This is a genomic window from Mycobacterium sp., assembly GCF_019247615.1.
GTDB lineage: Bacteria > Actinomycetota > Actinomycetes > Mycobacteriales > Mycobacteriaceae > Mycobacterium.
On record NZ_JAFBAT010000176.1, the window covers coordinates 1 to 23501 of the forward strand.

Sequence of the window (23501 nt, forward strand, 5' to 3'; positions counted from 1 at the left end):
GCCTGCGCAGGTGGAAGGCGTTGGCGGGGAACTCGAAGTTGAAGAACGTGGCCTCCGGCTTTTCGAACTGGGACGCCGCGGGCAGCACGTAATGGGCCAGCCGCGCGGTCTCGGTCATCGCGACGTCGACGACCACCATCAGCTCCAACGACCGGAACGCCGCCGCGCACCTGGCCGAATCGGCCAGCGAATGCGCGGGATTGCCGCTCTCGACGATCATCGCGCGGAACCGGTCCGGGTGGTCGGTCAGGATCTCCTCGGGCACCGCATTGGCCGGGATCAGCCCGGCGATGATCGGGGCGCCGGTGACGGGCGTGCGACCGGAGACGGTGCTGAACAGCGAAGCCAGCGACGAATGCAGGTGCTGGCCACCCTTTTTCGCGAAGTTGCCGGTGAGGATCCACAGCAGCTTGTTCAGATAGGAGCACAGCGTGCTGTTGGGTGCCTGCTGAATGCCGAGGTCTTCGAACACGGCAACGCTGGCCGCGGTGCCGACGCGTCGCGCCGCGGCCCGCAGGAGCTCTTCGTCCACACCACAGCGTTGCGCGTAGTTGTCGACGGCAACTTCGCGCAACGCGTCGCGCACGACCTCGGCGCCGTGCACGTGCTCGGCGAGAAACGCCTCGTCGCAAAGGTTTTCCTGGACGAGGACGGCGGCCAGCGCGGCCAGACACCACGCGTCGGTTCCGGGCCGCACCCGCAGGTGGAAGTCGGCCATCTTGGCGGTGTCGGTGAGCACAGGATCGATCACGATCATCGAACGGGTCGGGTCCTTGGCGATGTCGTTGAGCACCACGCGTGCACGGGGAAAGCTCTGCGACATCCACGGGTTCTTCCCGATGAACACCGACACCTCGGCATGCTCGAACTCGCCGCGCGTGTGGCCGCCGTACAGCTGCGCATCGACCCAGGCTTCACCGGTCTTCTCCTGCGCCAGCGCATTGGACCGGTAGCGCGATCCGAGCGCCTTCAGGAACGCACCGCTGTACGCCCCGCCCAGATGGTTGCCCTGGCCGCCGCCACCGTAGTAGAAGATCTTGTCGCCGCCATAGGTGTCGCGGATGCGCTTGAACCCGTCGGCAACCTCGACAATCGCGGTGTCCCAATCGATTTCCTCGAAGGTGCCGTCGGCACGCCGGCGCATGGGCGAGGTCAGACGGGCGCGGTTGTTCTGGTAGTGGTCCAGCCGCAGCGCCTTGTTGCAGGTGTATCCCTGAGAACCCGGATGCGCCTTGTCGCCGCGGATGCGAGCCAGTCGGCGGTCCTCGACCTGCACGACGATGCCGCAGTTGCATTCGCAGAGAATGCATGCGGTGGGCTGCCAGTCACTGGTCATCGCGGGTGTTCCTTTCGCCGAATGGCGGCCAATAAGGCATTGCGCAGCTGGCAGTGGACGAGGTCCAGGGGCGTGAGGTCGCGGCGCACCCGCGCCAGCACAATGGCGCCCTCGATCGCCGAGGTCGCGAGCACCGCCAATTCGCCGGCCTGGTCGTGCGGGATGCCGTCGGCGACAAAGCGCTGCGTGATCTGCTCGGTCCACCGGTCGAAGACCGCGGCGGCGCGCTCGATGACCGGGGCCATCCGCTCGCGGTCCTGCTCCCCGGCCTCGACGGAGACCGCGACGATCGGGCAGCCAGCGCGAAAATCGCTGTCCCGCAACTGATCCCGGTATTTGTCGATCAGCGTGTCCAGCAGCTGCAGGCCGCCCTCGGCCTCGGCGATGATCGCGCCCACATGCTCGCCCGCGTAGTCGACCGCCTCGCACAGCAGTTGCATTCGGCCGCCCGGGAAGTAGTGGTAAGCGGACCCCCGCGGCGCACCACTGTGTTCGAGAACGTCGGAGATCGCGGTGGCATGGGCGCCGCGCTCGCGGATCAGCAGCGCGGCCGAGACGACCATCCGCTCGCGTGGGCTGCGCATTTCACCGCTCCTTGGGTCGGGGCTATGTATGATGCTATACATAATCGCTCGGCATGCGAAAGCCCCGCCAGCTGGTGGCACCTCCCGCTCGCGAAAAGACGCAAAATCGCCCTATTTCGGGTCGAAATGGGCGATTTTGCGTCTGCTCGGCGAACGGACCCCTAGGTGATCCAGTCGCTGGACCCGTCGTTCTTGGGGTAGGTGCCGCCGCTGGAGTTCTTCACGATGATCGGGTCACCCGGACCGAAGTTGTCGAAGAACCACCTGGCATTGGAGGGGCTGATGTTGATGCAGCCGTGGCTGACGTCGCGCTTCCCCTGGTCGTCCACGGACCACGGGGCGCTATGCACGAAGTCGCCCACATTGTCGAAGCGCACGGCCAGGTCGACCGTCACCTTGTAGCCGTACGTCGAGTTGACCGGCACCCCGTACGTCGAGGAATCCATCACCACCGAAGGCATCTTCTCCTGCACGTAGTAGGTGCCGTTGGGGGTTTGGTGATGACCGGCCGACATGCCCATGGACATCGGGATCGTCTTGTCCACGGTGCCGTTGCGTGTCACGGTCAGTTGGTGCGTGGCATCGTCCGCCGTCGCCACCAGCGCGTCACCCGTTCGGAAGCTGGACACCGTACCGCCCGCGTCGACGGTCACCGCGGTATGGGCGGGCCAGAAGCTCAGCGGGCGCCAACGGAGCTGGGTCGGGGTCATCCAGTAGAACTTGCCCGGAACCGCCGGGACCGAGGAGACGTGGACGGCGTTCTCGGCCGCGCCGGCATCCTCGACTCGCCCCGGGAAGTTGATGATGATCGGTTGGGCCACTCCCACCGTCGAGCCATTCTTCGGGACGAAGTTGGGCGGCCCGAATGGCGCCGTCCCGGTGAAGGGAGTCGGGTTTTGCCCGTCGACGGGTCCCGTATTGGCCGGCACCGCCGCCGGGTCGGACGCGGGCAGCAGTCCAGGGGCTGGGGGGGCTGCCACCGCCGGGGGCACCGCCACTGCCGGGGGGGCTGCCGGGTCCCCGGGCGCGGCGACAACCCCCGGATCGCCCGGTCCGGGGTCGGGGTCCGCGAGCGCCGAACCCGCGCCGAGCACCAGCACCAACCCCAGGACCCCCGCGATCGGCGCCAATCCTGCTGCCTGCAGAGCGGCGCGGCGACCCCTCCCGGTCCAGGCCATCGTCCAGCCCGACATACGCATCCCTCCAGTCACTATGTCGGGAATAGTGTGGCACAGCACGTAGCCCAGCTACCTACTCGACGGGTGGCGACGAGTCCCCAGGTGGCCAAACTTATGCCGTTGACCTGCGGAGCTATGAATTGCGTGAGCGTGCCGGCTCAGGGTCTTGACGGGGATCCAGCACCTGCCGGTTGGCCGCCATGCCGGCCAGTGCGGCGCCCATCAGGGCCGCCGAGGCGGTCAGCATCAGCGTCACGCTGCGCTCGTACAACAGCCCACCGCCGAGCGAGCCGGCCATGATGCCCACTTGGAACGCCGTCACGTACAGGCCCGAAGCCCCGTCGGGGTCGTCAGCGCCATTGCGCATCGCCGCGGACTGCAGCATCGGCGAGACGGCCGTGGCCATGGCACCCCACAGCACGATGGCGGCGATCCCGACCAGCAGCGTGGTCGCGGTGCCGTGCCCGCCGAAGGCCAGGGCGGTCAGCACCACGAACGCGGCCGCGAGTCCGGCCATACAGAAGATGATGGCGCCCCGGGGGCGGCGGTCCAGCGGCCGCGCCACCAGGCCCACCGCGGCCACTCCGGCGGCGCCATAGGCGACCAGCACCCAGGCCAGCGTCGGACCGCGCACTCCCACGACCTCGCGGATGACCTCCACGATGTAGGTGTACGACACGAAATGACCGGTCACGCCGACCATGGTGATCAGGCTCACGATGATCAGGCGCCGATTGCGATGGTGACGCGCCCGTGGGCCCACGCATTTGAGCTGCTCGGCGGTGAGCACCAGCTCCGGCAGGATCATCCGCGCGGCCACCGTGACGAGGGCCGCCGCCACGGTCACGCATACCACCGCCACCCGCCAGCCCCACATCAGGCTCATGGCGGCCGTAAGCGGACTGCCGATCACGAGGGCCAGGCTGGTGCCCGTGTAGATGGACATCGTGGCCCGGCCGGCGTGGCTGGGCGGCACCAGGCGCGTGGCGATCGGGGCGATCACCGACCACAGCAGGCCGTGCGTGAACGCGCACAGCACCCGCCCCATGGCCAGCACCGTGAAGTTGGGCGCCGCCGCCGAGATGAGCTGTGAGACGGTCAGGCAGACCAGACTGAACACGAGCGCACGTCGTCGTGGCCAGTGCGCGGTCCAACGCACCAGCGGAAAGGTCGTCAGGGCGGCCACCAGCGCATACCAGGTGAGCAGCGTGCCCACCGCGACCACGCTGATCTGCAGGTCGCGCGCGATCGCCGGTAACGCGCCCACCGGCAGAGTCTCGGCAGTGACATAGATGAAGGCCGCCGCCGTCAGCACCGTGAGTTGCGCGGCGATCCGTGGCGTCCACGTTCGCGCGGCAGGTGTGGTGGCGGTTTGGGCAGTCATGGGCAGTGGTCGCGGGGGGCGCAACCGGCCGAGCAGGCTGCTTGCCCGATCACGCTGTCCCTACGGTACGCACAGCAGCACCCGGATCACCAAAGTTGGGGGTTTAACACGCCCGCGTTGTCAGGAACGAACCAGGCGGGCGATGGCGGCCGAGGCTTCGGCCAGCTTGTCTCGGGCCTTTTCCGGGGCCTCCGGGCCCTCCTCGGCCACGGCGCGGCTGACGCAGTGGCTCAGGTGCTCATCGAGCAGATTCAGCGCCACCGAACGCAAGGCGCTGTTGGCGGCGCTGATCTGGGTGAGCACGTCGATGCAGTACTTGTCCTCGTCGATCATGCGGGCGATGCCGCGTACTTGGCCCTCGATGCGCCGCAGCCGCTTGGCGTAATCGTCCTTGCGCAGCGAATATCCGTGTGCGGTCGTCATCCAGCGATTCTACCGCTTACCCCGACGGGGTATAGCCCGCGCATGGTAGCCGCGATGCGCCCCGGCATACTTGGACGATGAACTTTCCGCAGGCCACCACCCCGGACTCGGCGTCGGCCGCCGACATCAAACCGCGCAGTCGGGACGTCACCGACGGCCTCGAGAAGGCCGCCGCGCGTGGCATGCTGCGGGCGGTCGGCATGGAGGATGAAGACTTCGCCAAGCCGCAGATCGGGGTCGCGTCGTCGTGGAACGAGATCACGCCGTGCAACCTCTCGCTGGACCGGCTCGCCAAGGCCGTCAAGGAAGGGGTGTTCTCGGCCGGCGGCTATCCGCTCGAATTCGGGACGATCTCGGTTTCCGACGGCATCTCGATGGGCCACGAGGGCATGCATTTCTCGCTGCCGTCGCGGGAGCTGATTGCCGACAGCGTCGAAACGGTGATGCAGGCGGAGCGGCTCGACGGCTCCGTGCTGTTGGCCGGATGCGACAAATCGCTGCCCGGAATGCTGATGGCCGCCGCGCGGCTGGACCTGGCATCGGTGTTCCTCTATGCCGGATCCATACTCCCCGGGCGCGCCAAGCTGTCCGACGGCAGCGAGCGTGAGGTGACGATCATCGACGCGTTCGAGGCGGTCGGCGCATGCGCCCGCGGATTGATGCCGCGCGAGGACGTGGACGCCATCGAGCGGGCGATCTGCCCCGGCGAGGGCGCCTGCGGCGGCATGTACACCGCCAACACGATGGCCTGTTCGGCTGAGGCACTGGGGATGTCGTTGCCGGGCAGCGCGGCGCCACCGGCGACCGACCGTCGCCGCGACGGCTTCGCCCGGCGCAGCGGGCAGGCCGTCATCGAACTGCTGCGCCGCGGCATCACCGCCCGCGACATCCTCACCAAGGAGGCCTTCGAAAACGCGATAGCGGTGGTGATGGCGTTTGGCGGCTCGACGAACGCGGTCCTGCACCTGCTGGCCATCGCCCATGAGGCCGACGTCAAACTGTCACTTGAGGACTTCACCCGGATCGGGTCGCGGGTGCCGCACCTCGCCGACGTCAAGCCGTTCGGCAGCCACGTGATGTACGACGTCGACCACATCGGCGGGGTGCCGGTGGTGATGAAGACGCTGCTGGACGCAGGCCTGCTGCACGGCGAATGCCTGACGGTGACCGGCCGCACCATGGCCGAGAATCTGGCCGCGATCGGCCCGCCCGACCCGGACGGCAAGGTGCTGCGGGCGCTGGACAACCCGATCCACCCGACCGGGGGCATCACCATTCTGCGTGGTTCGCTGGCCCCCGACGGCGCCGTGGTCAAGACCGCGGGGTTCGACTCCGACGTGTTCGAGGGCACGGCAAGGGTTTTCGACGGCGAGCGGGCCGCGCTGGATGCTCTGGAGGACGGGACCATCACCAAGGGCGACGTCGTGGTGATCCGCTACGAAGGCCCCAAGGGCGGCCCGGGGATGCGCGAAATGCTGGCTATCACGGGCGCGATCAAGGGCGCCGGCCTCGGCAAGGACGTGCTGCTGCTCACCGACGGCCGGTTCTCCGGCGGGACGACCGGCCTGTGCGTGGGCCACATCGCGCCGGAGGCGGTCGACGGCGGGCCGATCGCACTGGTGCGCGACGGCGACCGGATTCGCCTCGACGTCGCCGGACGCATCCTCGACGTGCTCGAGGATCCGGCCGAATTTGAAGCCCGGCGAAGGGATTTCGCCCCCCCGCCGCCGCGGTATACGACCGGCATCCTGGCCAAGTACGTCAAGCTGGTCAGCTCGGCCGCGATCGGCGCGGTCTGCGGCTAACCGTGGATCTTGCAGGCCGCCTGCGGACCGACTTCCCGGTGGCGCAAGCTCACGTCGGCCGAACGGGCGGTCAAGGACCTGCGCCGCGCCGAAACGTCGGTCCCTACACCACCAACGCGAACGCGAACCCGTCCCAGGGCTTGGCCCCGACGGTCTGCAGCACCGCCGTCTCCAGCCGCGGGTGCTCGCCCATCATCTGCAGGGTTTGGCGCGTCGCCCTGATTCTGGCGTCTTCGGAGTCCGCCGTCAGGATCTGGCCGTCACGAATGACGTTGTCCACCAGGATTACTGAACCGGAACGAGCCAGCCGAATCGCCCACTCGACGTAAGCGACGTTGTTCTCCTTGTCGGCGTCGATGAAGATCAGGTCGAAGGGCTCACCGGTCAGGGTCGGCAACGTGTCCAGCGCCGCGCCGACCAGCACATCCACCCGGTCGGCGACGCCGGCCCGGCGCAGGTTCGCCTCGGCCACCTCGGCGTGCTCGGGCTCGTATTCCAGGGTCACCACCCGGCCGTGCGGGCCCGCGCCACGCGCCAACCAGATGGCGCTGAACCCACCCAGCGTGCCGATCTCGAGGATGCGACGCGCCCCGATCGCGCGCGCCAACAGGCACAGGAATTTGCCCTGCTGCATCGAGACGGCGATCGCCGGCAATCCGGCCGCGGTGCTCGCCTGCAGGGCCCCCGTCAGCGCCGGATCCTCGCCGACAACGGTGTCGTCCAGAAACGCATCCACGTCGCGTGGGTTTGGTTTTTCGGTCATTCCGCCAGGCTAGCCGGACGAGGCAATCAAAGGCCTACTTTCTATATACCCATGGGGGGTATATGATGATGGCGTGGTTGGTCACACACCATGGAAGTTCACAACACGGAAAAGGGTGATTCCACATGGCAAATTACGACGCGGGAACGCTGCTGACCTGTGGCCACGAAGGCTGCGGATGTCGCGTTCGCATCGAGGTTCCCTGCCACTGCTCCGGCGCCGGGGAGGCGTACCGCTGCACATGCGGCGACGAGTTGACCCCGGTGCGGTAGGGCCGCTCAGCGTCCGAACGTGCGCCCGGCCAGTTCGACCTCGGCCGCCAGCTTCAGCGCGATCGCGGAAGCCCCCACCTCCACTCGGTAACCACCCGGTTGGATGCGCCAGCTCCTTGCGCTGCCGTCGAAATGGGCAAGGAGCCGCGCATCGGGCTCGATGGTCACCCGGCGCGTCGCGCCGGGCTCGAGTTCGACGCGCTCGAACCCCAACAGCCGCACGGGTTGCCCACCGGGTGCCGCGGTCAGGTACAACTGCGGGACGTCGCCCCCGGCGCGGTCGCCGACGTTGGCGACGGTGAAGCTCGCGGACACGGTCTCACCGCCGCTCACCGCCAGGTCGGTGTACTCAAACCTGGTGTAGGACAGGCCGTGCCCGAACGCGTATTTCGGGGTGAGACCACTTTTGGCGAACCAGCGGTAGCCGACGTCAGCTCCTTCGAAATAGTCGATTGTGGTCGGCCTCCCCGGCGGCAACCCGAAGCCGGGCAGCTCCGGGCGCGGCGTCTGACCGAGATCGGCCGGGAAGGTGACGGGTAATCGGCCCGACGGATTCACCAGCCCCACAAGGATTTCCGCGATCGCGCGGCCGCCGGCCTGACCCGGATACCACGCCTGCAGGATGGCGTTCACCGAGCAAGCCCAGGGCATGGCCACCGGGTTACCGGTCTCGAGCACGACAACGGTATTCGGGTTGGCGGCCGAAACGGCGGCGATCAGCTCGTCCTGGCCCCACGGCAACGACAGGTCGGGGCTGTCGAAGCCCTCGCCTTCCGCGCGGATCACGAACACGATCGCGACGTCGGCTCTCCGCGCCGCCATCGCCGCCTCGGAGGGAGAGCTGCCGGGATCGAACTCGATCTGCGCATCGGGAAGCTGGTTTCTCAACTCGCTCAACGGACTCGACGGCAGCAGGTACAGGTTGCGCAGGGCGGCCTCGTGGCCTTCGCCGCCGAGCGGGATGACGTCGGCGTAGCCGCCCGGTGGGACGACGGCGCTCGAACCGTAACCGGCCGCGACGCCGACGTCTGCGCGGCCGCCGATGACGGCGATGCGCGCCCTCGGCTCGAGCGGAAGCACACCGCCGTTGGCCAGCAGCACGATTCCCTGCCGAGCGATGCGAAGTGCAATGTCGTTGTGCGCGACGGGATCCGGGGCCGGCACTGCTTCCCACCGGTCGATGCCGACCGCGAACATCGAACGAAGAATCCGCCGGACCATGTCCGACAGGCGCTCTTTCGGGAGCCTGCCGTCGGCGTAGGCGGCTCGCAGCGGCTCACCGAACGCCTCCGACTCCCACCGCAGCGCGTCGAGCTGCGCACCGCACTCCTGGTCCAGGCCGCTCAGCGCGCACTCCCAGCTCGGTGTCGCCCCCCAATCCGACATCACCCAACCGCGATATCCCCAAAGGCTTTTCAGCACCTCGTTGATCAAGAAGTCGCTTGCCGCGGCGAAGTCGCCATTGACCTTGTTGTAGGCCGTCATCACCGCACCGGGCTGCGATCGCTCGATGGCGATCTCGAAGGCCAGCAAGTCCGACTCGCGGTGCGCGTCGGGATCGATCACCGCATTGAGCCAGTGGCGGTTTGTCTCGTTGCAATTGAGTGAGTAGTGCTTGACCGTCGAAATGACGCCGTGTTGCTGTATCCCGTTGACCGACTCCGCGGCAATCGTGGCGGTCAAAAGCGGGTCTTCGGAGAGGTATTCGAAGTTGCGGCCGTTACGCGGGTCGCGCACGAGGTTCATCGCGCCCGCGAGCTGCACGTTGAATCCGCGGCAACGCGCCTCCCGACCGATCATTTCACCCGCGTCGCGGGCCAGCGAGGGGTTGAAGCTTGCGGCCAGCGCGAGCCCGGCCGGCAAGGCGGTGGCGGTGTCGCCCGGGCGGTAGCCGGGGTTGGTGACGCCCAGGCCGGCATCGCTCATCAGCAACGCCGGAACGCCCAGCCGCGGAATCCCGGGCACATAGGCGGCGCTCATCGGAACGCCCGGCGGGATGCGCTCATCCCTGCGCTGCCAAAATTCGCCGGCCCCCATCACCCCGACGATCAGCGAGAACCGCTCGTCGTCGGTCATCTGGGACTCGAGCTCGCGCGCGCGTACGTCGGCGTCCGTCAATTCCGCCACCGCGCACCCTCTTTGGCGTAGACGACACGCAGCACGTGTCCGAGCTCGGGCCCCATCACGAGCTCGGCCAACTCACAGACCGTCGCGACGAACTCCGGGCCGTGCGGCGGCCCCGAACGGCACAGGTGGTGCGCGATTTCGTGCAGCACCACCAGCTCGCGCAGCGCCCAGTCGGCGGCGCGGCGATCCGGAACCGCGATAACGCCTGCGCCGTCGCGGCTTTCGTAGTGCGCCGCGGTCGCGGCCCGCCGCGCCCGCACCGCCAGCGGTGGCACGTCGGGCCAGTGCTCCCGCACGGCCGGTAGCGCGAGCACGTCATCGACGTAGCGCTGCACGGACGCCACCGACCCGAACCGCCCCTCGGGGGGCAACGTCAGCGCAGTGCCGAAGAAGTCCACGACCGGCGATCCATGCCCGGCGGCGCGGTCGAACAACGTGCGGACGAACTCTTCGGCCGCATAGACCTTGGCGCGCTGGGAATCCCTTTGAGACGGATCGCGCGCAGCCGATCGTGTCACCGGTCCAATGCGCTCCGCGCCCCCGGCAGCTCGGTGCTGTTGTGCAGTGCTGCCCGCCGTCCGGCCCGGTCGCCCGCGCGCCGCGCCGCCGACGAGTATCCGGCGGATGCCCGATGAGCTTGCCAGGTGCCGCGCGCCTTCGACGCGCTGCGATAGTAATCCTTCAGCTCGATCTCCTTGTCACGCAGGGCGATTGCCGTTCCCGGGGGGCGACGGCTGTCCCTGGTTGCCTCGCTCCTGGCCTGGTCGCGGGCCTCGGCGAGACGCTGGCCGACGCGGGCCCCGAACGCAAGCTGAAAGTTCAGCCGGGCCGTGATGGTCGGCGTCGGCCGGTGGGCACCGGAAGCCAGGTAGGCGTCCGACGCGCGCACCATCTGGACGACCAGGCTGGCGTACAGGGCATGGCTGGCGTCGATGTCCTCGGCGAACCCGTATGCGTAGAGAAACGTGGAATTCGTCGCCACGTCGCAGCGCACGTCATTGGCCGCCGCGATCAGGACGAACAGCTGCACATACGTCCGCAGCCCCTTGCTGCCCGGCGTCCCGATGGTAATAGTCCGCTGAGTCGGGGCCTGCGCGGGCGATCGCTTGGCCGCATGGGACCGCGCCACTGCCAGGTCGATCGAGGCCGCCGTCGCCAACCGTTGCGCGGCGCTCATGAACGCGTCCGCCTCGTGCGTGTTGTCGGTGCCTTCGGCCTGACGCAGCAACGCGGCGATGCGGGACAGCATTTTGTCGTCGGTCATCATGCCAAACTACGACAGCGATACGACATTCCGGCGCCGGCCGGTCACAGGCCCGGTCACAGGCCGGTCATAGGCGCCGCGAAATCCAGGAAACCACGTCGCCCAGCACCTGAGCGCGCTCGGGCTCGTTGAACACCTCGTGATACAGGCCGGGGTAGACCTTCAACTGGACGTCGGTGGACCCCACGCATTCGACCAGGCGCCGGCTGCCGTCGACGGGAATCAGCCGGTCGTCGGCGCCGTGCACGACCAGCAGCGGCGCGGTCAACGCCGGAGCCCGCCGCGGCATGGTCTCACCCACCTGCAGCAGCGCGCGGCCCACGCCGGCCGGAACCTTCCCGTGGTAGACCAGCGGGTCGTCGTTGTAGGCCGCCACCACTGCCGGGTCGCGGGATATGGCCTCGACATCGAGTTCCTGCACCGGCAGACCGGGCACCACCACGCCGAGCACCCTGGCGGCGAGCACCATCACCGGCGACACCAGATCCTGGGCGGCGACCGCCGGCCCGGACAGCACCATCATGTCGTAGTTGTCGGGGCGCTCGACGCCGTAGGCGAACACTATCCCGCCGCCCATGCTGTGTCCGAGCACCACGCACTTGAGACCGTGGTGCTCCCGCGTCGCGATGCCGACCAGGGTGTCGAAATCGCCTGTGTACTCAGAGATGTCGCGTACCCACATCCGCTTTCCGCCGGAGCGGCCGTGCCCGCGGTGGTCCAGCGCGTAGGTGACCAGCCCCGCGTCGCCGAAGCTCTGCGCGACGTGGTCGTAGCGGCGGGCGTATTCGCCGAGTCCGTGCGACAGCACGACCACCGCTCGGGGTGGGCCCTCCGGCGTCCAGACGTCGTAGACGATGCGCACGCCGCCAATGCCGTCGAAATTCCGTTCGCTGCGGGTCGTACTCATCACCGGCAGCTTACGGGCAGCCCGATGGGCTCCTCGGACATGCCCGCGGCGGCCTGTCGGTGGGTCTGCGTACGCTCGTGGGCGTGAGTGTCCTCACAGAACACGCCGAGCGGGATTTCTCCGCGCACGCCGAGCCCTATCGTCGGGAATTGCTCGCGCACTGTTACCGCATGACCGGGTCGCTGCACGACGCCGAGGACCTGGTGCAGGAGACGCTGCTGCGGGCCTGGAAGGCCTACGACCGATTCGAGGGCAAGTCGTCGATGCGGACGTGGCTGCATCGCATCGCGACCAACACCTGCCTGACCGCGCTGGAGGGGCGGCAGCGCCGGCCCCTGCCGACGGGGTTGGGTGGGCCCAGCTCCGACCCGACCGCCGAGTTGGTGGAACGCCGTGAGGTGCCCTGGCTGGAACCGCTGCCGGAGCTCCCTGACGATCCCGCCGATCCGTCGGTCATCGTCGGGTCGCGCGAATCGGTTCGGTTGGCATTCGTGGCTGCGCTGCAACACCTTTCGCCGCGCCAGCGGGCGGTTCTCCTGCTGCGCGACGTGCTGCAGTGGAAGGCCAGCGAGGTGGCGGCGGCGTTGGGTTCCACCACGGTCGCCGTCAACAGCCTCTTGCAGCGGGCCCGCACCCAGTTGGCGGCGGCCGGTCCCAGCTCCTCTGACCGGTTGATGGCGCCGGACTCGCCGGAGGCGCAGGACCTGCTGGACCGTTACATCGCCGCGTTCGAGGCCTACGACATCGACCGGCTGGTCGAGCTGTTCACCGCCGAGGCGATATGGGAGATGCCGCCGTACGTCGGCTGGTATCAGGGCGCGCGGTCCATCGTCACCCTCATTCACCAGCAGTGCCCGGCCGAATCGCCCGGCGACATGCGCCTCATCCCGTTGGTCGCCAACGGCCAGCCCGCTGCCGCCATGTACATGCGGGCCGGCGACGTTCACCTGCCGTTTCAGTTGCACGTGCTGGACGTCCGCGCCGACGGGGTGTCACACGTGGTGGCCTTTTTCGAAGGCGCGTTCGAGAAATTCGGTCTGCCACGTTCGCTGGGAGCATGACGGGCGCCCCGGACGTCGTACCCGCTCCCGGCAAACCCGTTCTGCTGTTGGGCGCCTTCGACATCGGCAGCGTGGGCTACGCGGCCGAAGAATTCTTCCTTTCCGGAACGGCATCTTCCTACACGCCGGCGGAAGAGTTGGGCCCGGACGGCCGGTGGCGTGTGACAACCGGCCGCACAGCCGATTACACGACCCGGATGGTGGCGCTGACTCCGGACGCGGCGCGGTTTAACGGCACGGTGCTGGTGGAGTGGCTCAACGTCAGCAGCGGCATCGATGCTCCGGCGGTGTGGATGATGGCGCACCGCGAGATCATTCGGGCCGGTTATGCCTACATTGCGGTCTCTGCCCAGCGGGTGGGGATCGAGGGCGGTGCCAGCCTGCTCGGCATCGATATGTCCTTGAAGCGCCAGGATCCCGCGCGATACGCAGCCCTGCATCACCCGGGCGACGCCTTCGCCTACGACATCTTCTCCCAAGCCGGCGCGCTCGCCCGGAATGCCGCGCCCGGCGGTGTACTGGGCGACCTGCGCGTGCGGCGTGTGCTCGCCGTCGGGGAATCGCAGTCCGCGATGTTCCTGACCACCTACATCAACGCCGTCGACCCGCTCGCCGAAATCTACGACGGCTTCTTCGTGCACTCCCGGTTCGCGTCGGCGGCACCGCTCAGCGACGTCTCGATCTTCGACGAATCGCAGGCCAATTCGCCCGACGCGGTCGCATTCCGGCCCGACCTGCGCGTCCCGGTCGTCACGATCATCACCGAAACCGACCTGTTTGGCCCCGTGCGGCAGGGCTACTACCACGCTCGGCAGCCCGACAACCAACGGCTGCGGGTGTGGGAGATTCCCGGTGCGGCCCATGCCGACAACTACACGATCCAGGTCGCTCCCATCGACAGCGGCTCGGCGCCCCTGGATGCCATCGTGGCGGCTTACGCGCCGACCGACACCCTGATGGGTCAGCGGCTGGGGCATTACATCAACTTCGCGCCGCAACACCATTACGTGGTGCAGGCGGCGCTGGCCGCGCTGAACAACTGGGTGGCGACGGGCGAGCCGGCGCCCGCGGCCGCGCCTATCGAGGTTCGCGACGGCGATGAGCCCGCTCCGGTTCTCGATCCCGCAGGGCTGGCCCAGGGCGGCGTGCGGACCCCGTGGGTCGACGTGCCGATCGCCCGCACCTCGGGGCTTGGCGGCTCAGACGGCGTCCCCGAGGCCATCATGGCGGCGATCTTCGGTTCCGGCGAACCGTTCGATGCCGCCACGTTGCGCCGGCTCTATCCCGGTGGGGTCGACGAGTACCTCGAGAACTTCGAAGCGGCGCTCGATCGGGCGATCGATTCCGGTTTCATACTGCAGGCCGATCGCGCCGAGATCCTTCAGCTGGCCGCCGCGACCTTCCCCGGCGACGAACCATAAAGGGGCCGTTCAGCTTTCGGCGGCCAGCACGTCACGTACCGCGGCATCCACGGTGCCGAGCAGGTCCGGATCGATACCGGCCCGGCCGCGGACCAAGACTGTGGCGCAGTTGGCCGCAGGCAGCCCCTCGGCCGGACACAAACCGTCGGGGAGCTTGCCGATCACCGGTAGCAGCGCCAACCCAAGCCCCGAACGCACCGCCGCGTAGAGCCCCGACAGATCGCCGCATTCCGCGGCGATCTCGTAAGCGATCCCGTGTTTGTCGAGGATCGCGAAGGCCGGCTCGCGCAGGGTGCAGGGCTCGGCGAAGATCACCAACGGCAGCGGCTCGCTCCGGTCAATCGTGCAGGTACGCGCTGAAACCCATTTCAGCAGAACGACTCCCGATGCGTTGGCGCGATCCAGTCCTGAGCCGTCGAGCATGATCGCCAAGTCCACCAGGCCGCGATCCAACGCGTCGGCGAGCGAAACGTTGCGGTCCAGGCGGAAACGTGGCCGCCGATCGGGAAGGCGCTCACGAAGCACGTTGGTCAGGGCGGGCAGCATGACGTCCGCGCCGTGCTCGGTGGCGCCGATGGTGAGCAGCTTGTGCTCGGTGGCGCCGAGATCATCGAGGGCAGTGTCATGCGCCGCCAGGATCGTGCGGGCGTGCCGCAGCACCTTTTGACCGACTTGGGTGAACACCACGCCGCGGCCCGAGCGTTCGACCACCGGGGCTCCGACCACACTCTCGACCTTGCGCAGGTGCTGGCTCACTGCGGATTGGGTCAGATGCAGCGCGGCGGCCGCCCGGTGAAATCCCCCACAGTCGGCCACCGCAACGAGGCTGCGCAGCGGGGCGATATCCAGAACCTGGGCCATCCCGCCCACCCTAGTTCGATCAGCATTAATGATCAATCCCCGCTGCTCACCACGCCGCTCGCAGAGGATCTCCGGAGATTGATAAGAGCTAGCGATCAATTGCGATCACCAATAATCGTTGGACGGCATTGGGTCATGTTCGTGACCATGGGGGCATGGACCTGCCTCGCATGCCGTTGTCGACCGCCTCGGCGGTGGCCTTCTTTTACGCGATCGGTTACCCGATCGGAACGCTCGCGGTGACGGCGATGACCCCGATGGCCGTCTTGGTGTTGCGATTCGGCTTGGCCGCCATCATTCTGACGGTCTGGGCCGTCCTATCCCGAGCGGCCTGGCCGCGCGGGGCGCAGTTCGGTCACGTCCTCGTCGCCGGTCTCCTCATCCAGGCGGTGCAGTTCTGCTGCCTCTACGAGGCGGTCATGCTGGGCGCGCCCGCCGTCCTCTGTGCGGTGGTGATCGCGATGAATCCCGTCATCACGGCGATTCTGGCAGCGGCCTTCCTGAGGGAGCCGCTTGGCTCGACACGGATAGCCGCCCTTGTCCTGGGGGTGGTCGCCGTGCTCGCCGCCTGCGCGAAGAGATTGTTGAGCACCCACGGCGTCGACCCTGTCATCGGATTGCTTGTCGTTGCGCTGCTTGGTCTTTCGGTTGGCGGCGTCTACCAGCAGCGGTATTGCGCTGGCGTGGACTTCCGCGCCATGAGCGCGATCCACAACGCCGTGGCGCTCATTCCAGCGGCGGTGCTCGCGATGCTCACGCCCTACGCCGTGCACGACGCGGTCAAAGCCGCCGTCGCGATCAGCGCCGTGGTGCTGCTCAACGCCACCCTCGCGGTGAGCCTTTACGTGCGAGCCATCAGCATTCACGGGGCGGCCGCGGTGACGATGCTGTTCGCGGTCATTCCCGCGCTCGCCGGGGTCCTGTCCTGGCTGATGGTCGGCCAGCGACCCGATATCGGCGTCGCAGTCGGCCTCCTGGCCGGCGGACTCGCCTGCTGGCTCAACAGCAGGACCGCCGGCCGGCGCCGCGCAGCCGAGGAGCATCCGACGTCGGTGTCAGCCCCCGCGGACATCCGTCCGGACATGGCGACTTGTTCGGTGGCACCGGCTGGTCGCGATTTCTAGGCCCGGCCGCCGCGCCTGGGGTTAGTACGCTGGGGGAATGCCGGCAACCGCCGATATCCGCCCCGCGTCCGAGCGGGCCGTCACCACGACATCTTGGCTGCGGTCCCGGCATTCGTTCTCGTTCGGCGACCACTACGATCCGGCCAACACCCATTACGGGCTGCTATTGGTCAACAACGACGACATCGTCGCGCCCGCAAGCGGATTCGACATGCACCCGCACCGGGACATGGAGATCATCACGTGGGTTCTCGACGGAGAGCTGACGCATCGAGATTCCGCCGGCAACCGTGGTGTGATCTATCCCGGTCTGGCGCAATGCATGTCGGCGGGCAGCGGAATTCTGCATTCCGAAATGAACGACTCCGCCACGGAGCCGGTGCATTTCGTCCAGATGTGGGTGGTGCCCGACGAGACTGCGATCTCGCCGAGCTACCAGCAGCACGATGTCGGATCCGATGTGGATGGCCAACTTGTGACCATCGCCTCAGGCGTCCCCCGTCGTGAGGCGGCCATCACGCTGCACAACCGCAACGCCGCACTGCACGCGGCCCGATTGCGAACCGGCGAAGGGGCGAGCCTTCCGCAGGCCCCCTACCTGCACGTATTCACTGCGCGGGGCCGCGTTACGGTGGACGGGATCGGTCACCTCGGGGCGGGCGACGCCGTTCGCTTCACCGACGCCGACGGCCGACGGGTGACGGCGAACGAGCCGTCGGAACTGCTGATCTGGGAGATGCACGCAAAGCTTGGCGATTGAGGCGGTCTCGCGACCACATAGAGTGGGCACGACAGACAGGAGCCCGCATGTCTCAATCGCAGCCGCGGCACGCGGCGCCGAACCCCAACCGGAATGTCAAGGCGGTTCGGACCGTACGGTTCTGGACGCTACCGATCGTCGTCACGCTGGCGCTGATGTCGGCGTTGTGCGCGTTGTACCTCGGGGGCATCCTGAACCCGATGACCAACCTGCGACACTTCCCGATCGCCGTGGTGAACGAGGATGCCGGCCCGTTCGGGGCACAGATCGCCGACGGCCTGGTTTCCGGTTTGGACAAGGACAAGTTCGACGTCCGGGTCGTGTCCCATGACGAGGGGCAGCGCCAGCTCGACACGGCCAAGGTGTACGGCGAGTTGATCATCCCGCCGACGTTTTCGTCGAGCCTTCGGGAGTTCGGGGCAAGCGCGGTCGCCCCCGGCCATGCGGCCCGGCCGTCGATGACGATCTACACCAACCAGCGAGCCGGCACGTTGGGATCCAGCATCGCCGGCCAAACCTTGACACAGGCGATGGCCGTCGCCAACGGTAAAGTGGGCCAACGACTTACGGCGGATGTCGCGGCCGAGACCGGCGGCGCGCCGCTGACCGGAGCGTCGGCGCTGGGGATCGCCAATCCGATCGACATCAAATCCACGGTGTACAAACCGCTGCCGAACGGCACCGGCAATGGCCTCTCGGCGTTCTACTATGCGCTCCTCCTGCTGCTGGCCGGGTTCACGGGCAGCGTCGTGGTGAGCACACTGGTCGACGCTCTGCTCGGTTATGTGCCGGCCGAATGGGGTCCGGTGTATCGCTTCGCCGAGCAAGTCAGGATCTCGCGCCTGCAGACGTTGCTGCTCAAATGGGTGATGATGGTGCTGCTGGCGCTGTTGACATCGGCGGTGTACATGGCGATTGGCCATGGACTGGGCATGCCCATTCCACTCGGCACCCAGCTCTGGCTCTACGGGGTCTTCGCGATCGCGGCGGTCGGCGTGACGTCCAGCTCGTTGCTCTCGGTCCTGGGTTCGATGGGCCTGCTGGTCAGCATGTTGATCTTCGTGATCCTCGGACTACCGTCGGCGGGTGCCACGGTGCCGCTGGAGGCGACGCCGAAGTTCTTCCGGTGGCTTTCCGAATTCGAGCCGATGCATCAGGTGTTCCTCGGGGTGCGGTCGCTGCTTTACCTGGATGGCCGCGCGGATGCCGGTCTGTCACAGGCGTTGGTGATGACGGCGATCGGCCTGGTGATCGGGCTGTTGCTGGGCGGCATCGTCACGCACCTCTACGATCGCAGCGGCTTCCACCGGCTGCCGGGCGCGGTCGCCCTGGCGATTGCCGAGGCGCACCAAGCGCAACACCAGGCGCGCCTGAGCAAGCGCGCGAGCAACCGCGAGCCCGAGAGCGAAACCCCAAGCGAGCAAAAGTAATTCGAGCGCCGCCCAAGCGTCACCCCGGCGTTATGAAAGTTGACAGTGTGACTGAAGTGACCCATGCTGTGCATGTTGCCCAGAGATCAGCGCCGAAAGGTCTGTCGTGCCGACCCCACCCGCCCGCGTGCGCCGGCTGGCGGCCTGCTGTGCTGCCCTGGTCGCATGCGTGACGATGGCAGGCACCATCGCACCCGCGGTGGCGCGCGCCGCCGACGGGCGCGATCTGCTGGCTAACGCCATCGACACCACCCGCGGTTCCTACCTCGTCTACAACTTCGGCCCCGGCCACCCCGCGCCAATGCTCAATGCCGCCGGCAGCTGGTATGAGATGAACAACGGCGGTCATCTGATGATCATCAAGAATGCCGCGGGGCGTCTTGCCCCCCACCTGCTGGTCGACAGCCACCAAGGCGATCAGGCGCGCTGCGAAAACAATCCCGCGGCCCGCACCGGCGAGGGGCTCTGGCAGGCATCCGAGGTCTACGCACCGCTTCAGGCGTGGCAGCGGATGGGGCAACCGACCATCGCGATCAACGCCAACTTCTTCGACGTCCGCCCGCAAAGAGGCGGGTCCTGGCGCCAGACGGGCTGCAGTTCACCGCTGGGCGCCTTCGTCGACAACACCCACGGCCAGGGCCGGGCCAACCAGGCGGTCACCGGCACGGTCGCCTACCCGGGAAAGCAAGGCCTTTCGGGCGGTGGTGAGAGCTGGAGCGCGTTGTCGACGATGATTCTGCCGTCAGGCGGCGCGCCGTATGTGTTGCGGCCCAAGAACCCACAAGACTACGACGTCGCCACGCCGGTGGTGCAGGACCTGCTGAACAAGAACGAGAGGTTCGTCGCGGTATCGGGGATCGGACTGCTCTCCCCCGGCAACACCAAACAGCTTGGCGACCCCGGTCCTAGCGCGGCGCGCACGGCGCTCGGGTACTCGAAGCAGCGGGACGAGATGTACATCTTCGAGGGCGGCAGCTACACCCCGGACAACATGCAAGACCTGTTCCGCGGGCTGGGCAGCGACACGGCGGTCCTGCTCGACGGTGGGGGGTCGTCGGCCATCGTGTTGCGCCGTGACACCGGCGGCATGTGGGCCGGCGCCGGGTCGCCGCGGGGATCCTGTGATACCCGCGAGGTCCTGTGCGACTCGCATGAGCGGGCGCTGCCGAGCTGGTTGGCCTTCAATTAGCGGCTCCCGCCGGTGATTTCGCTTCCGCCGGGCCGAACCGAAAAATCAACAGACTCAGCGCTATCACCACCGCCGTGACCGCGAAGACCGGCGCCACGAAAAAACGGGACATCGTGGCGCCGGCCAGGGCACCGGCGCACATCGTGAAAACCACGCTGAATCGCAGCTTTTCGCGGGCACCCGTGCCGCCGGCCAGGTGGCTGTCGAGGCCGAGGCTGACGATAGTCGACGTCAACACCGTCGTCGAAAGCTCTTGGATCCCGAACTGGCGAGCACTCGAGTGCTGCAGGCCGAACGTCACCGACAGGACACCGATGGCGATCAATTTCGAGTTGTCGTGGTAATGCAGCACACCCGTGCCGCACAGAATCGACAACACCGCCAGCAATGCGATTTCTGTTGCCAGCACAGTGGTGATCCATGGTCGTGTCCGCTCACCGAAGTGCCGCGACAAACGACCGCTGACGATCGTGGTGCAGATGAAAGTGGGCAAAGCCACCACCACTGCGGTCAGGTCAATGCTGGTTCTGGGAGCCAGCCAGAACCCCAGAAAGATCACATTGCCGGTCATGTTGGCCACGAAGACGTGGCCGAGAATCAGAATGCTGATCGAGTCGGCCAACCCGGTGGCGAAGGTCAGCAGCAGCAAGGCGGCGACGGTGAAGCGCTCGGTTACCGGCGAAGCAGTGACCATGGGCTGCAGTGTATTTCGACGGTTGAGGGGCAGCACTAGAGGTGCGGCGTCAAATCCAGCGAGGTGATGGTGTTCATTCGGGTCACCAGCCAATGACCGTTGCTACGTTTCATGAACATCCGGTAGGACAAATACTTCAGCGACGGAATGTTCTTGGTGAGTGGACTGGTAGACGTGGTGTTGGTGTAGACGATCACGACGGCGTTCGGATCGTCCAGCGATTCGACCGCCGCCCCGGTGACTTCGGTGGTGTTTGTCACCTTTGCCTGCTTGTTGGGGGCCACGATCGCGTCGACGAATTTCCGGTACTGGGCCTCGAAATCACCGCTGAGGTAGGCCGCCGCGCGGTCGGCGAGGTGATCCATGTTCTCGGGTGTGTAGCTCCACAGCGCCGTGATCGCATTGGCAGCGGTCCGGGCCACCTTCAGCTTGGTGGCGGCGGTGGCGCGATCGGACAGGTATGGCTGGACCTCCGCGCCCGCGAATGCAGCCGAACCGACGAAAAGCACGGCCGCCACGGCCACGACGATCGCGAGCACCTTGCCGCCCAGCCACTTCTTGCGGGCGCGACCGCCTTCGGCGCTCGGCGGCGCCTCCCCGGCTTCTGCGGCATCCTCGGCCTCTGCCGTCTCTGCGGCTTCCCCGGCTTCTTCGGCTTCTACTGTTACTTTTTCTTTTGCTTGGGTAGCCGCGTCGGCCTTTGATCCTTGCGCCGCCCCGCCCGTTTCCTCGGCGGTCTCAGGCGCTTTGGTCGGCTCGGCGTCGTCGGCCGTGTCCGCGGTCAGATCACCTGCACCAGGTTGCTGATCTTCCACTGATTCCCTTCCTGCGTGACGGTTGCCGTCCAACGGTTGGCGTTTTCAAAGACCTGCTTTTCATCCGGCGACTTGGAGGTCACGTCCATTGCCACCATCACCGTGGCGCTGCCGTCGTCGTTCCAGCGCTCCAGCCCGGCACCGAGGACGGTGCCGGTCGCGGGTTCGGCCCGAGCGACCTGGAGCAGGATGTCGTTAGCCTTGTCGCGATACTGCCTGGCGAAATCGCCTGTCGCCTGGGCCAATATCCGGTTCACGTAGTCGTTGGCGTGATAGGGGTCGATGGACGTGAACTGCGACATGAACCCGGTCACGTAGTTGAGCACCTCCCGCTCCCTCGACGCGTGTCGCGCGCGAGATTCATGGGAGACCAGCATCAGCGTGCACACCGTGATCGCCGCGACCGTCAGCAACGATGCCACCAAGGTGACCAGTGGCAGTCCCCACGGTCGCCGTCCCCCGATGGGATGCGCCACGAACAGTGGGTGCTCGTCCGGCTGAAACTTGCGGCGGGGGCTCACTTTTGGTTCCCGGGAGGTTTGGGCTTGGTGACCACCGTGAGGTCATCGACGAGCCAATGGTCATTGCCGGCTTTGACGAAACTGGCTCGCACGGTCGCGCTGATCGGGCGGAGTGAGGGTCCCTCACCCCGCCTGCCCTGCATGAACAGCAGCATGGTCGCGCGATCCGGCGTCGCCGACTGGATGGACCAGTCGGTCGGCCAGTACTCGTTGATGACCGGGGTGCCCTTCTGCACTATCTCCTGCTGAGCGGCCAGCTGGCCTCGATACCTGTCGGTGGTCAGCGACCGGGCGCGCGCAAAATCGTCGCCGAGTGTCTTCGGGTCATAGGTCAGCATTTGCGCAACGATTTTCGGCCCCTGCGTCCATACTTGGGAGCTTGTGCGATCGGTCGCGCGGTCCCGCGAATACACCAGGAGGTAGCTGACGGCGGAACCGGCGAGGCACACCGCAGCCGCCGTCAGCAAGGCGACTGCGGTATACCGCCGTGAGCTCGGCGGCCGCTCATCCCGTTCGACGCATCGCACGTGAGTGCCCACTAGCATGTCGGCAAACGTTCGGCGTCGTGAATCCCACAGTGGCCAAAGCCATCCCACTACGGATGCGATGTCGAGCAGGTGGGCCAGATCCCGCAGCAGCAGCCTCCAGGGTCCGGGGGCCGCGCCGTCGCACCCCACCACCTCGATTCCGAAGAGGGCGCGTCCCAGACTCCAACCGGCGATCGATGGCAGCAGCAATCGATTCACAAACATCAGCAGGATGACGACGCCGATGACGGAAATCGACACCCACCACCACACGCCGCGCGCCGGCACCGTGAACAACACCAGTGCCAGCGCCGCTACCACCGCGGTTGCCGGAAGGACGTCGACAGCGAATGCGCCGACGCGAATTCGCCACGGCGCCAAGGCAACCTGCGTTGGTGCTGGAACGGCCGGCGTGGTCCGAGTGTCCTCGACCACCACCGTCACTTCGTCACCTGGTCGAGCTTGGCTATCCGGTATTGGCCCTCGGCGAGCGCCATTTTCACCCGCAGTCGGTAGCCGGTTTCGTTCTGATTCTTATCGGCCAACACCCTGACTCGCATTGCGACGAGCACGTCGACCGAACCGTCCTTGTTGTTGCGCTCGACCGCGGCCCGCACGTCCGACACCTGAACGTGCACGTTGGCGGCCTGGTACGCCTGAACGAGCATGCTGGTGTAAAGCACCGCCTGGGAGCGGAAGGCATCCGTGCCGCATTCGATGATCTTTTGTTCGCTCGCGATCATCGCGTTGGTATCCGGCGCCTGCGTCGCAGAAACGCACTCCACCGCAGCCTTGAGCGCGGCGGCGTCATTGCGCGCTATGACTTGGCTTTCGTGGTGGAAGCGCAGCGCAAAGTAGCCACCGGCCGCGAGGCCCCCGGCACACAGGACGAGCACCGCGGCAATGCCGGCTTTCCAGCCGCGGCCGATACGGGATGGACGACGTTGGGCATCCGCAGTCGCGGCGTCGGCCGCCGCGAGTGGGGCTTCTGCCGCATCCTCGGCCGTCACCTCGGGGCGTGTCTGCTCGGTTCCGCCCTCGGATTCTGCCGAATC

At 67.2% G+C, this 23501-nt stretch carries 23 protein-coding genes and 1 pseudogene; 8 read left to right on the forward strand and 16 right to left on the reverse strand.

Going from position 1 to position 23501, the window contains the following annotated elements; all coding sequences use genetic code 11:
• The 5 genes from JO059_RS11935 to JO059_RS11955 all read right to left on the reverse strand — a co-directional run.
• Positions 1-1336 (reverse strand): molybdopterin-dependent oxidoreductase (locus tag JO059_RS11935; RefSeq protein ID WP_293318871.1); only part of this gene is annotated, 1336 nt, incomplete at its 3' end.
• Positions 1333-1920: a TetR/AcrR family transcriptional regulator gene (locus JO059_RS11940; RefSeq protein WP_293318873.1), complete on the reverse strand. Its 588-nt coding sequence runs from the start codon at positions 1918-1920 to the stop codon at positions 1333-1335. The genes JO059_RS11935 and JO059_RS11940, both read right to left, overlap by 4 nt.
• Positions 1921-2081: 161 nt before the next feature.
• A complete protein-coding gene (locus JO059_RS11945; protein WP_293318875.1) occupies positions 2082-3113 on the reverse strand; it encodes a L,D-transpeptidase in 1032 nt (343 codons plus the stop codon).
• A 118-nt stretch (positions 3114-3231) separates the two neighbouring features.
• Entirely contained in the window at positions 3232-4482 is a 1251-nt protein-coding gene (locus JO059_RS11950) for an MFS transporter (protein WP_293318877.1), read from the reverse strand.
• 120 nt (positions 4483-4602) lie between these two features.
• Entirely contained in the window at positions 4603-4905 is a 303-nt protein-coding gene (locus JO059_RS11955) for a metal-sensitive transcriptional regulator (RefSeq protein ID WP_293318879.1), read from the reverse strand.
• A gap of 77 nt (positions 4906-4982) precedes the next feature.
• Between JO059_RS11955 and ilvD the strand changes: the two genes are divergently transcribed.
• Entirely contained in the window at positions 4983-6710 is a 1728-nt protein-coding gene (gene ilvD, locus JO059_RS11960) for a dihydroxy-acid dehydratase (RefSeq protein ID WP_293318881.1), read from the forward strand.
• Positions 6711-6813: 103 nt separating this feature from the next.
• Here ilvD and JO059_RS11965 read toward each other — a convergent pair whose 3' ends face one another.
• Positions 6814-7473 (reverse strand): O-methyltransferase, encoded by a 660-nt coding sequence (locus tag JO059_RS11965; RefSeq protein WP_293318883.1) that lies wholly within the window; start codon positions 7471-7473, stop codon positions 6814-6816.
• A gap of 125 nt (positions 7474-7598) precedes the next feature.
• Here JO059_RS11965 and mymT point away from each other — a divergent pair, with 125 nt between their 5' ends.
• Positions 7599-7745, forward strand: a complete 147-nt coding sequence (mymT, locus tag JO059_RS11970) for a metallothionein MymT (protein WP_293318885.1) — start codon at positions 7599-7601, stop codon at positions 7743-7745.
• Positions 7746-7751: 6 nt separating this feature from the next.
• On the opposite strand, the gene JO059_RS11975 is transcribed toward mymT, so the two are convergent.
• The 4 genes from JO059_RS11975 to JO059_RS11990 form a co-directional block, all read right to left on the reverse strand.
• Complete coding sequence (locus tag JO059_RS11975; protein ID WP_293318911.1) at positions 7752-9863, reverse strand: glycoside hydrolase family 3 C-terminal domain-containing protein; 2112 nt, start codon at positions 9861-9863, stop codon at positions 7752-7754.
• Entirely contained in the window at positions 9860-10390 is a 531-nt protein-coding gene (locus JO059_RS11980; RefSeq protein ID WP_293318887.1) for a TIGR04338 family metallohydrolase, read from the reverse strand. Before JO059_RS11980 ends, JO059_RS11975 begins: the two co-directional genes overlap by 4 nt.
• The gene (locus JO059_RS11985) at positions 10387-11136 is read right to left on the reverse strand and encodes a DUF2786 domain-containing protein (protein ID WP_293318889.1); all 750 of its coding nucleotides are present in this window, start codon (positions 11134-11136) and stop codon (positions 10387-10389) included. The genes JO059_RS11980 and JO059_RS11985 overlap by 4 nt, the downstream gene beginning before the upstream one ends.
• 67 nt (positions 11137-11203) lie before the next feature.
• On the reverse strand, positions 11204-12043 hold the full coding sequence (locus JO059_RS11990; protein ID WP_293318891.1) for an alpha/beta hydrolase: 840 nt from the start codon (positions 12041-12043) through the stop codon (positions 11204-11206).
• Here JO059_RS11990 and JO059_RS11995 point away from each other — a divergent pair.
• Positions 11991-13104 (forward strand): annotated as a pseudogene (locus JO059_RS11995) (sigma-70 family RNA polymerase sigma factor). The gene JO059_RS11990 and the pseudogene JO059_RS11995 sit on opposite strands and share 53 nt — an antisense overlap.
• On the forward strand, positions 13101-14525 hold the full coding sequence (locus tag JO059_RS12000; protein ID WP_293318893.1) for an alpha/beta hydrolase domain-containing protein: 1425 nt from the start codon (positions 13101-13103) through the stop codon (positions 14523-14525). Before JO059_RS11995 ends, JO059_RS12000 begins: the two are co-directional and overlap by 4 nt.
• A 9-nt stretch (positions 14526-14534) precedes the next feature.
• Here JO059_RS12000 and JO059_RS12005 read toward each other — a convergent pair whose 3' ends face one another.
• Positions 14535-15386, reverse strand: coding sequence for a LysR family transcriptional regulator (locus JO059_RS12005; RefSeq protein ID WP_293318895.1), 852 nt, complete (start codon positions 15384-15386; stop codon positions 14535-14537).
• A 170-nt stretch (positions 15387-15556) separates the two neighbouring features.
• Between JO059_RS12005 and JO059_RS12010 the strand changes: the two genes are divergently transcribed.
• From JO059_RS12010 to JO059_RS12025, 4 genes are all read left to right on the forward strand, one after another.
• Positions 15557-16510: a DMT family transporter gene (locus JO059_RS12010; RefSeq protein WP_293318913.1), complete on the forward strand. Its 954-nt coding sequence runs from the start codon at positions 15557-15559 to the stop codon at positions 16508-16510.
• A 37-nt stretch (positions 16511-16547) separates the two neighbouring features.
• Complete coding sequence (locus JO059_RS12015) at positions 16548-17270, forward strand: pirin family protein (protein WP_293318897.1); 723 nt, start codon at positions 16548-16550, stop codon at positions 17268-17270.
• 47 nt (positions 17271-17317) lie between these two features.
• Positions 17318-18700, forward strand: coding sequence for a YhgE/Pip domain-containing protein (locus tag JO059_RS12020; protein WP_293318899.1), 1383 nt, complete (start codon positions 17318-17320; stop codon positions 18698-18700).
• 106 nt (positions 18701-18806) lie between these two features.
• Complete coding sequence (locus JO059_RS12025; RefSeq protein ID WP_293318901.1) at positions 18807-19889, forward strand: phosphodiester glycosidase family protein; 1083 nt, start codon at positions 18807-18809, stop codon at positions 19887-19889.
• On the opposite strand, the gene JO059_RS12030 is transcribed toward JO059_RS12025, so the two are convergent.
• Genes JO059_RS12030 through JO059_RS12050 form a run of 5 tightly spaced genes read right to left on the reverse strand, consistent with a single transcriptional unit; the run spans position 19882 to position 23456 of the window.
• On the reverse strand, positions 19882-20583 hold the full coding sequence (locus JO059_RS12030; RefSeq protein ID WP_293318903.1) for a YoaK family protein: 702 nt from the start codon (positions 20581-20583) through the stop codon (positions 19882-19884). The genes JO059_RS12025 and JO059_RS12030 overlap by 8 nt on opposite strands.
• Positions 20584-20618: 35 nt before the next feature.
• Positions 20619-21398 carry a mammalian cell entry protein gene (locus JO059_RS12035; RefSeq protein ID WP_293318905.1) on the reverse strand — a complete coding sequence of 260 codons (780 nt, stop codon included), beginning with the start codon at positions 21396-21398 and terminating at the stop codon, positions 20619-20621.
• Positions 21365-21919 carry a mammalian cell entry protein gene (locus JO059_RS12040; protein WP_293318907.1) on the reverse strand — a complete coding sequence of 185 codons (555 nt, stop codon included), beginning with the start codon at positions 21917-21919 and terminating at the stop codon, positions 21365-21367. Before JO059_RS12040 ends, JO059_RS12035 begins: the two co-directional genes overlap by 34 nt.
• Positions 21916-22890, reverse strand: coding sequence for an RDD family protein (locus JO059_RS12045; RefSeq protein WP_293318909.1), 975 nt, complete (start codon positions 22888-22890; stop codon positions 21916-21918). Before JO059_RS12045 ends, JO059_RS12040 begins: the two co-directional genes overlap by 4 nt.
• Positions 22887-23456, reverse strand: a complete 570-nt coding sequence (locus tag JO059_RS12050; protein WP_293318915.1) for an Mce protein — start codon at positions 23454-23456, stop codon at positions 22887-22889. The genes JO059_RS12045 and JO059_RS12050 overlap by 4 nt, the downstream gene beginning before the upstream one ends.
• Between the last annotated feature and the right edge of the window lie 45 nt (positions 23457-23501).

Excerpts from the sequence above, each read along its gene's own strand:
- JO059_RS11940 (WP_293318873.1), bottom strand. The coding sequence starts at position 1,920 with ATGCGCAGCCCACGCGAGCGGATGGTCGTCTCGGCCGCGCTGCTGATC.
- JO059_RS11945 (WP_293318875.1), bottom strand. The coding sequence starts at position 3,113 with ATGTCGGGCTGGACGATGGCCTGGACCGGGAGGGGTCGCCGCGCCGCT.
- JO059_RS11950 (WP_293318877.1), bottom strand. The coding sequence starts at position 4,482 with ATGACTGCCCAAACCGCCACCACACCTGCCGCGCGAACGTGGACGCCA.
- JO059_RS11955 (WP_293318879.1), bottom strand. The coding sequence starts at position 4,905 with ATGACGACCGCACACGGATATTCGCTGCGCAAGGACGATTACGCCAAG.
- ilvD (WP_293318881.1), top strand. The coding sequence starts at position 4,983 with ATGAACTTTCCGCAGGCCACCACCCCGGACTCGGCGTCGGCCGCCGAC.
- JO059_RS11965 (WP_293318883.1), bottom strand. The coding sequence starts at position 7,473 with ATGACCGAAAAACCAAACCCACGCGACGTGGATGCGTTTCTGGACGAC.
- mymT (WP_293318885.1), top strand. The coding sequence starts at position 7,599 with ATGGCAAATTACGACGCGGGAACGCTGCTGACCTGTGGCCACGAAGGC.
- JO059_RS11985 (WP_293318889.1), bottom strand. The coding sequence starts at position 11,136 with ATGACCGACGACAAAATGCTGTCCCGCATCGCCGCGTTGCTGCGTCAG.
- JO059_RS11990 (WP_293318891.1), bottom strand. The coding sequence starts at position 12,043 with ATGAGTACGACCCGCAGCGAACGGAATTTCGACGGCATTGGCGGCGTG.
- JO059_RS12000 (WP_293318893.1), top strand. The coding sequence starts at position 13,101 with ATGACGGGCGCCCCGGACGTCGTACCCGCTCCCGGCAAACCCGTTCTG.
- JO059_RS12005 (WP_293318895.1), bottom strand. The coding sequence starts at position 15,386 with ATGGCCCAGGTTCTGGATATCGCCCCGCTGCGCAGCCTCGTTGCGGTG.
- JO059_RS12010 (WP_293318913.1), top strand. The coding sequence starts at position 15,557 with ATGCCGTTGTCGACCGCCTCGGCGGTGGCCTTCTTTTACGCGATCGGT.
- JO059_RS12015 (WP_293318897.1), top strand. The coding sequence starts at position 16,548 with ATGCCGGCAACCGCCGATATCCGCCCCGCGTCCGAGCGGGCCGTCACC.
- JO059_RS12020 (WP_293318899.1), top strand. The coding sequence starts at position 17,318 with ATGTCTCAATCGCAGCCGCGGCACGCGGCGCCGAACCCCAACCGGAAT.
- JO059_RS12030 (WP_293318903.1), bottom strand. The coding sequence starts at position 20,583 with ATGGTCACTGCTTCGCCGGTAACCGAGCGCTTCACCGTCGCCGCCTTG.